9 protein-coding genes and 1 pseudogene are annotated in these 12674 nt (G+C 40.4%); 5 read left to right on the top strand and 5 right to left on the bottom strand.

The genetic code is table 11. The features are described from left to right. The first annotated feature begins 415 nt into the window (after positions 1 to 415). On the top strand, positions 416 to 1609 hold the full coding sequence (locus A3K93_RS12705) for an MFS transporter (protein WP_227509870.1): 1194 nt from the start codon (positions 416 to 418) through the stop codon (positions 1607 to 1609). A 24-nt stretch (positions 1610 to 1633) separates the two neighbouring features. Here the strand turns inward: A3K93_RS12705 and mnmE are convergent, their stop codons facing one another. The 5 genes and pseudogenes from mnmE to rpmH form a co-directional block, all read right to left on the bottom strand. After that, on the bottom strand, positions 1634 to 2989 hold the full coding sequence (gene mnmE / locus A3K93_RS12700; protein ID WP_067731541.1) for a tRNA uridine-5-carboxymethylaminomethyl(34) synthesis GTPase MnmE: 1356 nt from the start codon (positions 2987 to 2989) through the stop codon (positions 1634 to 1636). Between the two features lie 91 nt (positions 2990 to 3080). Continuing rightward, positions 3081 to 4844, bottom strand: coding sequence for a membrane protein insertase YidC (gene yidC / locus A3K93_RS12695; protein ID WP_067731540.1), 1764 nt, complete (start codon positions 4842 to 4844; stop codon positions 3081 to 3083). Between the two features lie 5 nt (positions 4845 to 4849). Then, a pseudogene (gene yidD, locus A3K93_RS12690) lies at positions 4850 to 5171 on the bottom strand (membrane protein insertion efficiency factor YidD). A gap of 9 nt (positions 5172 to 5180) precedes the next feature. Beyond that, positions 5181 to 5573, bottom strand: a complete 393-nt coding sequence (gene rnpA / locus A3K93_RS12685; protein ID WP_067731538.1) for a ribonuclease P protein component — start codon at positions 5571 to 5573, stop codon at positions 5181 to 5183. 29 nt (positions 5574 to 5602) lie between these two features. After that, on the bottom strand, positions 5603 to 5737 hold the full coding sequence (gene rpmH / locus A3K93_RS12680) for a 50S ribosomal protein L34 (protein WP_000831329.1): 135 nt from the start codon (positions 5735 to 5737) through the stop codon (positions 5603 to 5605). 658 nt (positions 5738 to 6395) lie between these two features. Here rpmH and dnaA point away from each other — a divergent pair. From dnaA to gyrB, 4 genes are all read left to right on the top strand, one after another. Next, positions 6396 to 7778: a chromosomal replication initiator protein DnaA gene (gene dnaA / locus A3K93_RS12675; protein ID WP_067731537.1), complete on the top strand. Its 1383-nt coding sequence runs from the start codon at positions 6396 to 6398 to the stop codon at positions 7776 to 7778. 109 nt (positions 7779 to 7887) lie between these two features. Beyond that, a complete protein-coding gene (gene dnaN / locus A3K93_RS12670; RefSeq protein WP_067731536.1) occupies positions 7888 to 9036 on the top strand; it encodes a DNA polymerase III subunit beta in 1149 nt (382 codons plus the stop codon). A 24-nt stretch (positions 9037 to 9060) separates the two neighbouring features. Then, complete coding sequence (recF, locus tag A3K93_RS12665; RefSeq protein WP_067731535.1) at positions 9061 to 10143, top strand: DNA replication/repair protein RecF; 1083 nt, start codon at positions 9061 to 9063, stop codon at positions 10141 to 10143. A 54-nt stretch (positions 10144 to 10197) separates the two neighbouring features. After that, positions 10198 to 12666, top strand: a complete 2469-nt coding sequence (gene gyrB, locus A3K93_RS12660; RefSeq protein WP_067731534.1) for a DNA topoisomerase (ATP-hydrolyzing) subunit B — start codon at positions 10198 to 10200, stop codon at positions 12664 to 12666. Positions 12667 to 12674 lie beyond the last annotated feature (8 nt).

Genomic DNA, 12674 nt, shown 5'->3' with positions numbered 1-12674 from the left:
TAATATGAGTAACGTTCCACGTGAAACATCATTATTTTAAATAGATATTTACATAGACTCGGTACTTCAAAACAGCATTTTGTGTTTTGTATGAAAAATAAAATCGTCTTAAGCATTCATCGTCAGTAGTTCTGTATTTAATAAAATTTTAAAACTTAGAAAGATCGATAAATAACTTTTTAAAATATTGATTTATATAACTTTTATAAAATAAAAAATTCATTCAAAATAAAGCTTTATCTTAAATATTATCTATAATTTTAAATACTAAAACTTTTTCTCGTCATTCAATAATTAATAACGCTACTTATTTAACTTTCAGCTTAGCTTGATCTCTAATCGTTTAATATCTACTCTAAACTAGATGAATATTACAGCAACAACAGCACATTAAAATCTAAGATAAGTTTTCTTTATGACCACATCTTCATGGCAACCTTTCATTATGATCAGTCTAGGATTGATCATTGGCATGTTAGGCACCGCATTACCCAGTCCGCTCTATCCACTTTATCAATATGCATGGGAGCTAAGTCCGAGTCAAATTACCTATATTTTTGTGGCCTATATGTTTGGTTGTCTTGCCACATTATTATTTTTCGGAAGAACCAGTAATACCATTGGCTTTTTAAATACCCTAAAAATTGGTCTGATGTTTATCTGTTTAGGGTTGGTGATTTCCATCTTTTCTGAAAATGCGATTCATCTGAGTTTTGGACGCTTCATTATTGGTATTGCATCAGGATTGATTAGCACCTCGTCACTGATAGGCTTGATGCAAAATATTCCGCAAAAATTAGAACCGTTAGCATCTCAAATTGTCTCAATCATTACCGTAATTGGCTTTGGTTTAGGTCCGTTTGTAGGCGGATTAATCGGACAGTTTGCGCAATATCCTCTGGTTACGCCTTATATCCCTGTAACCGTGATGGCTTTGATCTGTTTTATAGGTTTGCAGTTCATTAAGGTTAAGCCATTCCAACCTCAAGCATTTAACATTTGCCCTAGGTTAGAAAGACCTTCTAATGAGTTTAATACAGCATTTAGCATCATTATTTTAACCGCATTTAGTACATTTGCGGCGTTTAGTCTTTTTGCCTCATTGTCACCATCTTTTGCTCGTGAAGTTCTGCCTTGGCATGGTCCATTGATGAGTGGTTTTTCAATTACTTTGATTTTGATAATTTCAGGGTCATCCCAATGGTTGGCGCGCCATTTAGCTGCACAAAAGTGTCTGAGTTTTGGCTTGTTTTGGATGTTTATCAGCTTGATCTGTTTAGCACTCTGTATGACCTTAAAAATGAGTGCCTTGTTTTTTATAAGTGCTGCGATTTTTGGTGCGGGTCATGGTATTGCTTTGATGGGCGCATTTGGCTTAATCCAAACCATGACAGACACACAAAATCGTGCTGCAGTGACTTCAACCTATCTGTTTTTTGGCTACTTAGGTGCCATTATTCCGATTCTTATTATTGGCTGGTGTGCCGATCATTTTGGTTTAAATATCAGCGTAACAGGATATTGTATGGTGATTGGAACACTGTGTTTGAGTCTCTGGATCGGCTTTAAACGAGTCTTAAAAAATCCAGTGTTAAAAAAAGCCCTGTAATCAGGGCTTTTTTTATTTTTTTAATTATTTACCAATACAGAATGAACCGAAGATTTTACCAAGTAGGTCATCGGCACTGAAATCACCCGTAATCTCGCCTAAAGCATTCTGTGCAAGACGAAGTGATTCAGCGACCAACTCACCTGCGTTATACACCACTAATTGCTCACGCGCTTCCGCAAGATATGCCTGTGTACGCTTCATTGCGTCTAAATGGCGTGTACGGGCAATAAAGGTATCTTCTTCAGGTTGGAAGCCTGCATGCGCTGTAATCGCATCAATCAGCGCTTGTACACCCATTTCTTGCTTCGCTGATACCGTGATGTGGCGAAAGCCACTTAAATCGCCCAACGCAGCTGCTGTGCCTGTTAAATCGCACTTATTACCAATCAGCATTAAGCGTTTTGGTTCAATATGATCAGCAAAGTAATCTTTTGCCAATTGTAATGGATCCTCGCCTTGACTTAAGTCATACACAAGTAATAACAAGTCTGCCTGTTCAATCTCTTTAATCGCGCGGCGAATCCCTTCTTTTTCGACGATATCGCCTGTTTCATGCAAACCTGCGGTATCTGTTAGTGTAATTGGCAAACCATTTAAGGTGATTTTTTCATGCAATACATCACGCGTTGTGCCTGCAATATCTGTCACGATGGCACGCTCAATCCCAGCTAACGCATTTAGCAGCGAAGATTTACCTGCATTCGGCTTACCTGCAATGACCACTTGTAAACCTTCACGTAATAACTGACCTTGACGTGCAGATTGCTGAACGTCCGAGACTGCACCAGCAACGCCATCCAATAATTTTAAAATTTTGCCGTCAGCGAGAAAGTCGATTTCTTCTTCTGGAAAATCAATCGCAGCTTCAACATGCAAACGAAGATGGATCAATTGCTCAAGTACAGCATTCACTTTGGTCGAGAATGCACCTTGTAATGAGCGAACAGCAGAACGTGCGGCCGCTTGTGAAGTGGCATCAATCAGATCGGCAATCGCTTCAGCTTGTACCAAATCCATTTTGCCATTTTCAAAAGCACGCATAGAAAACTCACCGGCTTTGGCAGCAGTCGCACCAAGCTCAAGTAATCGCGCTAGTAAGGCATTTTGAATAACTGGACCACCATGACCCTGAAGCTCAACAACATCTTCACCGGTAAATGAATGCGGATTCGGGAAGGCAATCGCTAGACCTTCATCCATAATTTCGCCTTTCGCATCGTAGAATTTACGAAAAGCCGCATAACGCGCGCCTGCAAGTGGCTGCTGTGTTAATGCTTCAGCAATGGCATAGGCTTTCGGACCAGATAGGCGAATTACCCCAACGCCGCCACGCCCTGGAGGGGTAGCAATTGCAGCAATCGTGGTTTGGTTTTGCATAAAATTCACCTAAAAATCTCAAAATACAGCCAAATAAAAATCCGCCTAAGATTACCATCTTAAGCGGATTAATTCAGCTCATCAGCAGTACTTAGTTTGCTGGAGTTGAATTCTCACGTTGAATACGTTCTTTTTCAACAGCTTTGTTAATCAAGCTTTGCTGCAAGATTGTAATACTGTTGTTGCAAATCCAGTACAGCACGAGACCCGCAGGGAAGAACAGCATAAATACTGTGAAGATAACCGGCATAATGCGGAACACTTTTGCTTGCATTGGATCTGCAGGTTGAGGGTTCAACATTTGCTGAATATACATGGTAAGACCCATCAATAACGGCAGGATAAACCATGGATCCATTGCAGATAAATCTTGAATCCAAAGCAACCATGGCGCATGACGAAGTTCTACAGATTCCATCAATACCCAATACAATGCTAAGAAAATAGGCATTTGCAGTAATAACGGTAAGCAACCTGCAAGCGGGTTGACTTGTTCACGCTTATACAATGCCATCATTTCTTGAGAGAAGCGCATACGGTCTTCACCGAACTCTTCTTTCATACGTTGCATTTCAGGTGCAATGACACGCATTTTCGCCATTGAGCGATAGCTTTTTGACGATAAAGGCCAAAGAATCAATTTCACCAAAATGGTTAATAGAATGATTGCCCAGCCCCAGTTACCCACTAAGCCGTGGAAGAACTCAAGACCAACAAATAGAAGCTTCGCAATTGGCCATAACCAACCGTAATCCACAGTTTGGTTTAAACCAGCAGCAAGATCTTTCAGTTCAGATTGGATTTTTGGACCTGAATAGAATTTCGCATCAATTTCAGCCACAGTACCTGCAGGGACATTAAATGCAGGAGATGTGAAACCGATGATATTCATATCATCGCTAGATTTACGCGATTCCAGTTTAGCTGTGTAAGCCTCACCATTACCTTGAGTCAGTTTAAGGTTACCTGGAACCCATGCGCTGACAAAGTAATGCTGAACCATTGCAATCCAGCCACCTTTTGCTTCAGTACTCAGCTTTTCATCAACGAAGTTGTTGAACTTCAGCTTGTTGTACTGCTCATCAGGTGTACCCCATGCGCCCCCAAGGAATGTACCGAGTGTGAAAATCCCTTGATCTGATTTACCCGGATCTTCTGAATTATCACGTTTCAGTTGACCGAATAATTGACCTTGCCAATTTTGGCTACTGCGGTTCACCACTTTATGGTTTACAACAACAGGATATTCACCCATGGTGAAATTAAAGGTTTTGATGATTTCAATGCCATCTGCTGTTTTAAGAACAAGAGGTACAGACAACACTTTTGTTTCTTTACCATCTTTATCTTTTGCAGATTTCGCATCAGCTACAGTATAAGTTGTTTTTTCTAACTCATATGTAGGACGACCATTACGACTGCTGTCAGGTCCGTTTAAACCGACCAAGCCTGATTGCGCAACGTAAGTACGTTTTGCATCGCTTTCCAGCATGACAAATGGTTCATCACTGTCTTTATTCTTGTCATGGTTGAGTAATTCAACACGAACAATATCACCACCTTTAGGATTGATCCAAAGATGATAAAGGTCAGTTTGAACTGAAATAAGCTGTTGACTTACAGGTGCTGTGGCATCAGTTGCTTGTTGTGCAGGAATATTTGCTTGTGGCACGTCAGACGCTGCTGCAGCCGTTTGAGCATTTGGCAAATCTGCAGATACTTCATGTGAAACCACCGCAGCTTCTTGCTGAGGTTTATTTTCAACATTTCCATAATCTTTTTGCCAAGCCAAAATGAGCAAATATGCGACAACAAACATAGCCCCGAGAATAGCAATCCTGGCCCATTGTTGCATATGTATTACCCCAAGTGGTTAGAGTGATTTTTGGTTCATAAAACGATCACGAAAGGGTACAACAACGTGACGCGTTTGAGAATCTATTTGCTGAAATGAAATAAAACGAATTGCTTTAGAGGGAACAGGGTCATAACCTGAGCCACCCCACGGATGACAACGGCAAATACGTTTAGTAGCGAGCCAAACACCACGTACAGCACCATGTGTATGGACTGCTTCCAAAGAATATTGAGAACATGTTGGAATATAGCGACAGCGTGGTCCAAGTAAAGGACTAATCGCAATCTGATAGAAACGGATACACCAATGCAGTAAACGTACCATTGGTTGTCTCTACTTTTGTGGGGAGGGTGCTATTTTTGTATGCTTTTTGGCAAGACGGTTAAGTTTTTGCCAAGCAAATTGTAATTGCTGATGCAACTCTGCATTAGTCACTGATTCAATGCCCATTTTAGGCAAAACAACAATGTCTAAATCACTTAATTGCTGTTGATGCAGGCGAAAACTTTCGCGAGCAAGTCGTTTTACTCTATTTCGTTCGTGTGCGCGGCGCACTTTCTTTTTAGCAACAACTAAACCCAAACGGCTGTTGGCCAGTTCGGAAGGTTTTGCTAGAAATAAGAAATGGGGTTGATGCACTTTAAAAAGCGCACCATCAAACACACCTTTATAATCTTCAGCACAACGTAAGCGAAGCTCTGTACCGAAGCTAAAAAGTGTTGTCATAACACCCAAAATCGACTTAGCGAAACTGATTAAACAGTTAAGCTATGACGACCTTTTGCACGACGGCGAGCTAATACTTGACGACCAGCTTTAGTAGCCATACGAGCACGGAAACCATGAACGCGTTTACGCTTTAATTCAGATGGTTGGAATGTACGTTTCATATTGAAACTCCAAAAAATGATCTTTCTATGAAGGTCCGCGATTTTAGTGCTCATTGCTTGAGCTGTCAATGCAAAAGCGTATTTCTTTTAAAATAAGTCACATTCATGACTTGCATCTAGAAATATAAATCGTGTAATCAAAGAATAAGAAATTAAGTTAATCACAACATAAGTTTTTGATATTTTTATAAAATATAGTTATCTACAATAATATCAACAAAGTTATCCACATAATTACTCACACTGTTTTGAATTTCTTTATTTTGAATTTAAATTTAAACAACCGTCTAGTTATCCACAAAAACAAGCGAACTTATAAATAAATTCAAATTTATAAATTTAAATTTATTACTATTAGGGTAGTGTTTTTCTGTGGAAATCGTAGTTTTAAATATTAAATTCAATAATTTAAGTTGTGAATAAAGTTGTTTTTATAATTTTAACACTTTGTGGATAACTTTATGATATATTTTATCCACAGCTTGCGGATAAACTTATCCACATAACCTTTTAAATTTAAATTTATGTGTGAAATATTCTTTTTTGAGCAATTTATGTGGATTTTGCCATGACAGATGTGGATAACTTGGTTAGAATGGCGACCCGCTTTTATTGCGGGAAATGTTTTGCACTCAATGGACTGAAATAGGGGATTCACATGCTTTGGACGGACTGCTTAAATCGCTTGCGACAAGAGCTATCTGGAAATGTCTTTACAATGTGGATTCGTCCCTTGGTGGCAGAAGAACTTGAAGATACTTTAAGACTATATGCACCAAACCCATATTGGACACGTTATATTCAGGAACATCATTTAGAGTTGATCTCTATTTTGGCTGAACAGCTTTCTGAAGGGCGTATTCGTAAGGTCGAAATTCTTGTTGATTCGCGTCCGGGTGCAATTTTATCTTCTAATGAACAACCTGCAACAACAACTGCCGCATTAGAAACACAACCCGTGAGTGCACCTGCACCGCGTCCACGTAAAGAAAAAGAAGAATCGGTTAAAAATAGCCGTAAGCGCCAATTAAACCCATTGTTTACCTTCTCTCTATTTGTTGAAGGTCGATCAAACCAAATGGCAGCTGAAACTTGCCGTAAGGTTTTAACTCAATTAGGTGCATCTCAGCATAACCCACTGTTCCTATATGGTCCTACAGGTTTGGGTAAAACGCATTTAATGCAAGCGGTAGGTAATGCTTTGCTGCAAGCTAAACCGAATGCGCGTGTTATGTATATGACAGCTGAAAGTTTTGTGCAGGACTTTGTGAGTTCTTTACAACAAGGCAAAGTGGAAGAGTTTAAGAAAAACTGTCGCTCTCTTGATTTATTGCTTGTCGATGATATTCATTTGCTCGCAGGTAAAGAAGCAAGTTTGGTTGAATTCTTCTATACCTTTAACGCGCTATTGGATGAGTCAAAACAAATTATTTTGACTTCAGATCGTTATCCTAAAGAACTGACTGAACTTGACCCTCGATTGGTGTCACGTTTCTCTTGGGGCTTATCGGTTGGTGTTGAACCACCAGATATCGAAACGCGTATTGAGATTTTGCTGAAAAAAGCGGAAAACAGTGAAGTTGACTTACCGCGAAATTGTGCATTATTTATTGCTCAGCAAGTGGTTGCGAACGTTCGTGAACTAGAAGGTGCACTCAACAAGGTTGTAGCCATTTCTCGCTTTAAAGGTACGCCAATTGACTTAGATGTGGTTCGTGAGTCGCTTAAAGACGTATTGGCAATTCGTGCTCGTACTATTAGTACTGAAAACATTCAGCGCGTGGTGAGTGAATATTTCCGTATTCCACTCAAAGAACTTGTTGGTCCAAAACGTACCCGTATTTATGCTCGTCCACGTCAACTCGCAATGGGTTTGGCACGTGAATTGACAGGCGATAGTTTCCCTGAAATTGGTATGGCATTTGGTGGTCGGGACCACAGTACTGTGATGCATGCATGCGAAAAAGTTCAAAGCCTTCGTGAGGAAGATCCAATCTTTAACGAAGACTATAAAAACTTACAGCGCTTGTTGCAAAGTTAACCTAATTTGCTCAAATTCTGTTCTTGCTAAGCGGCATTTTTTGCCGCATAGTACACTGCTAAAAAATTAATTTTTTCATAATTATCTTCGGTTTCTAGAGGAATGTATCGTGCGTTTAAAAATCGCGAAAGAAAGCTTACTGAATGTTCTCTCACATGTCGTAGGAGCGGTTGAACGTCGCCATACCTTAAATATTTTATCGAACCTTAAAATCCAAGTGACAGCGGATGCATTGACTGTTACAGGCTCGGATTTAGAAGTGGAATTGGTCGCAAGTACAACGCTTGCTGAAGGTGCATGTTTACAAGCAGGCGTAACGACCGTTCCTGCACGTAAATTAATTGATATCTGTAAATCATTGCCGTCATCTGCGCTGATTGATTTACAAATTACTGAAGATCAACGTTGTATTTTAAAATCAGGCAACAGCCGTTTTGTGTTAGGTACTTTACCTGCAGATGATTACCCATTATTGACGACTGAAAATACCCAAGGTACGCAAGTGACGGTCACTCAGCGTGAATTAAAGCGTCTATTTGAGAAAACTGCTTTTGCTATGGCGGTTCAGGACGTTCGTTTTTACCTAACTGGTACTTTGCTTGAAATTGATGAAAATCAGCTTCGTGCAGTAACAACAGATGGTCACCGTTTGGCACTCTGTGAAACAGCGGCACAATCGACTGCAACACAAGCGATTCAAGCGATTGTTCCACGTAAAGCAGTTGCAGAATTACAACGTCTTTTAAGTGTTGAAGATGAGCAATTATCTTTGTTGATTGGTCGTGAATTGTTGAATGTTACCATTCAAGCACCAAGTCGTGACAAAGAGCAGGGTGACATTACCGTTCGTTTCACGACTAAATTAATCGATGGTAAATTCCCTGATTACCGCCGCGTTATTCCACGTGGTGGCGATAAAAATGTGATTATTGCGCATGACGTATTTAAGCAATCTTTACAGCGTGTTGCGATTTTGAGTAATGAAAAATTGCGTGGTGTATTCCTAAACTTCAATGCCGATTCGTTACAGCTTCGCGCCAATAACCCAGAGCAAGATGAAGCAATTGAAGACTTAGCAATTCAATATGCGGATTCACCTTTAGAAATGTCATTCAATGCGCAATATTTGCTTGAAGTACTGAGCGTACTCGATGGTGATGATGTGTCGATGACTATGACAGAAGCTAACCAATCGGTATTGGTACAAGACCCTGCACATACAGATCAAACGTATGTTGTAATGCCGATGCGTGTTTAATTTCATCTTGATGCGAATCTAAACATGCATATCACGCGTTTACATATTGAACGTGTACGAAACTTAAAAACGGTTGCACTCCATGAGTTGCAGCCGTTTAACGTTTTTTATGGACAAAATGGCTCAGGTAAGACTTCGATTCTAGAAGCGATTCATTTACTGGCAACAGGCCGTTCTTTCCGTACACATATTCCTAAAAATTACATTCAGCATAGTGCGCAGGATGCGATTGTATTTGCCCAATCTTTAACTGAAAAAATTGGCATGCAAAAACTGGCGAGTGGGGAGCAAGTTATTAAGGTCAATGGTGACCTGGTTGCAACGCAAGGACAGCTTGCAAAGTTATTGCCCTTACAGTTAATTGATCCACAAAGTACTGACGTGATTGATCATGGTGCAAAGCCAAGACGACAATTATTAGATTGGTTAATGTTCCACGTGGAACCTGAATTTTTTCATGCATGGCAATATTATTCACGGGCACTCAAACAACGAAATAGTCTGCTGAAGTCGAAGCGATTTTTAAGTCTTTCGGATTTAGAACCGTGGAACCAAATGCTCAGTGAATATGGTGAAATTTTACATTCACAGCGTGTTGGTATCGTGGAGCAGTGGAAGGCATTTTTTCTAGAAGACTTAAAACATTTATTGCCAGATCTGAATATTGAGATGGAGTATGTACCTGGTTTTCACAGTGAATTGGGTTTACTCAATGATCTGACTAATTATCATGAAAAAGACTGTGAAAGACGTTATACAGAATATGGTCCACATCGTGCTGATTTGCGTTTAAAGACCGATTTAGGTGATGCAGATGTCATCTTGTCGCGTGGTCAAAAAAAGCTGTTGATGACCGCTTTAAAACTATCGCAAATCGCAATGCTACATTCTTGTAATAAGGAAACTGTGGTATTATTAGATGATGTGACAGCAGAATTAGATTTAACCGCACAACAACGTTTAATTGAGCGATTGAGCCAACTTGGTAGTCAAGTTTTTATTACCACCTTAGACCATGAATCAGTACAAAAGCACTTACATGATTTGTCTATCTCATATCAGTTATTCAATGTTGAAAACGGTACAGTTCAAGTTGTTGTGCAATAGTTTTTTGAATTTTATCCAACTATGGATAGACCTATTTTTCACTAGGGAGAAACCATGAGTTCAGAAGATCAAGCTGCTTCTCAAACAGAACAAACCACTGAAAAGGCTTATGATTCCTCTAGCATCAAGGTATTACGTGGTTTAGACGCAGTACGTAAGCGTCCCGGTATGTACATTGGTGACACCGATGATGGGACAGGCCTACACCACATGGTGTTTGAAGTCGTCGATAACTCGATTGATGAAGCCTTGGCGGGTCACTGTGACGAGATTTTAGTAACCATTCATGAAGATGAATCGGTCTCTGTAGCTGATAATGGCCGTGGTATTCCAACCGATATTCACCCTGAAGAAGGTGTGTCTGCAGCAGAGGTAATTCTTACTATTCTGCATGCGGGTGGTAAGTTTGATGACAACAGCTATAAAGTGTCTGGTGGTCTACATGGTGTAGGTGTTTCGGTTGTAAACGCCTTGTCTGAAAAACTTGAATTGACCATTCATCGTGCTGGCAAAATTCACCAACAAGAATACCGTCATGGCGACTCGCAATATCCGCTTAAAGTGATTGGTGAAACAGACCGTACTGGTACACGTGTTCGTTTCTGGCCAAGTGCTGAAACATTTAGCCAAACGATTTTCAACGTTGATATTTTGGCGCGTCGTCTACGCGAACTTTCATTCTTAAATGCAGGTGTACGTATCGTTCTTCGTGATGAGCGTATTAACCTTGAACACGTTTACGATTATGAAGGTGGTTTATCTGAGTTTGTGAAATACATTAACCAAGGTAAAACACATCTCAATGACATCTTCCATTTCACCACTCAAGCTGAAAATGGCATTGGTGTTGAAGTTGCATTGCAATGGAATGATTCTTATCAGGAAAATGTTCGCTGCTTTACCAACAACATTCCGCAAAAAGATGGTGGTACACACCTAGCTGGTTTCCGTGCTGCGTTAACACGTGGCTTAAACAGCTATATGGACAGCGAAAATATTCTTAAAAAAGAAAAAGTCGTTGTTTCAGGTGATGATGCGCGTGAAGGTTTAACCGCGATCGTGTCAGTGAAAGTGCCAGATCCAAAATTCTCGTCACAAACCAAAGAAAAATTGGTTTCAAGTGAAGTGAAGTCTGCGGTAGAGCAGGCGATGAACAAATCATTCTCTGAATATCTTTTAGAGAACCCGCAAGCAGCAAAATCGATTGCAGGTAAGATTATTGATGCTGCACGTGCGCGTGATGCAGCACGTAAAGCACGTGAAATGACACGTCGTAAAAGCGCACTCGATATTGCAGGTCTTCCAGGAAAATTGGCCGATTGCCAAGAAAAAGATCCAGCATTGTCTGAATTGTACCTAGTCGAAGGTGACTCTGCGGGTGGTTCTGCAAAACAGGGCCGTAACCGTAAGATGCAGGCGATTTTGCCACTGAAAGGTAAAATCCTGAACGTAGAACGTGCGCGCTTCGACCGTATGATTTCTTCTGCGGAAGTCGGTACCCTAATTACTGCACTTGGCTGTGGTATTGGTCGCGAAGAATATAACCCAGACAAACTGCGTTATCACAAAATCATTATTATGACCGATGCCGATGTCGATGGTTCGCACATTCGTACGCTACTGTTGACGTTCTTCTTCCGTCAAATGCCTGAGCTTGTGGAACGCGGTCATATCTATATCGCACAGCCGCCGCTTTATAAATTGAAAAAAGGTAAACAAGAGCAGTACATCAAAGATAACGATGCACTCGAAACTTACCTCATTTCAAATGCCATTGATGAACTTGAATTGCATATCAGTGAAAATGCCCCAGCCATCCGTGGTGAAGCATTGGCAAATGTGATTGCAGATTATCAAACTTCACAGAAGAGTTTGCATCGTCTAACTGTACGTTATCCAGCGACTGTTCTTGATGGTTTATTGGCACTTGATGCATTTAAACTTGATCAAGCAACCAGCTTGGATTATGTAGAAAACTGGGCTAAACAAATGCGCGATCATGTTGAAAACATGCAGCCAAGTTTACGTCCAGAACTCAGCATTGAAAGCTTTGAAAAAGAAGATGCTGAAGGCAATAAATCGACTACGTACTTACCACGTATTACGATCTATATTCACAACTTGCCACATTCTTACTTGTTGGATGCCAACCTGTTGGGTTCAAGCGAATATGCTCGCTTGCTTAAAAACTCGAAGAGCTGGTTTACCTTGTTGGAAGAAGGTGCTTACTTACAAAAAGGTGAGCGAAAGATTCCAGTATCAAGCTTCCACCAAGTATGGCAAAACATCTTACAAGACTCACGTCGCGGCATGATGATTCAGCGCTATAAAGGTTTGGGTGAGATGAATGCGGATCAGCTTTGGGAAACCACGATGGATCCTGAAAACCGTAATATGCTGCAAGTAACTGTTCAGGATGCGATTGAAGCTGATCGTATGTTTGCATGCTTAATGGGTGATGATGTTGAACCACGTCGTGCATTCATTGAAGAAAATGCCCTGAATGCGGATATTGATGCATAAATTCTTTA

It is taken from the genome of Acinetobacter sp. NCu2D-2 (genome assembly GCF_001647675.1).
Lineage (GTDB): Bacteria > Pseudomonadota > Gammaproteobacteria > Pseudomonadales > Moraxellaceae > Acinetobacter.
Note: the sequence above shows the minus strand (reverse complement) of the source record. Positions and strands in the feature narration are given on the sequence as shown.

Bases quoted from the DNA above. Each gene is read 5' to 3' on its own strand.
- dnaA (WP_067731537.1), top strand. From the start codon at position 6,396: ATGCTTTGGACGGACTGCTTAAATCGCTTGCGACAAGAGCTATCTGGA.
- rnpA (WP_067731538.1), bottom strand. From the start codon at position 5,573: ATGACAACACTTTTTAGCTTCGGTACAGAGCTTCGCTTACGTTGTGCT.
- yidC (WP_067731540.1), bottom strand. From the start codon at position 4,844: ATGCAACAATGGGCCAGGATTGCTATTCTCGGGGCTATGTTTGTTGTC.
- gyrB (WP_067731534.1), top strand. From the start codon at position 10,198: ATGAGTTCAGAAGATCAAGCTGCTTCTCAAACAGAACAAACCACTGAA.
- mnmE (WP_067731541.1), bottom strand. From the start codon at position 2,989: ATGCAAAACCAAACCACGATTGCTGCAATTGCTACCCCTCCAGGGCGT.
- A3K93_RS12705 (WP_227509870.1), top strand. From the start codon at position 416: ATGACCACATCTTCATGGCAACCTTTCATTATGATCAGTCTAGGATTG.
- rpmH (WP_000831329.1), bottom strand. From the start codon at position 5,737: ATGAAACGTACATTCCAACCATCTGAATTAAAGCGTAAACGCGTTCAT.
- recF (WP_067731535.1), top strand. From the start codon at position 9,061: ATGCATATCACGCGTTTACATATTGAACGTGTACGAAACTTAAAAACG.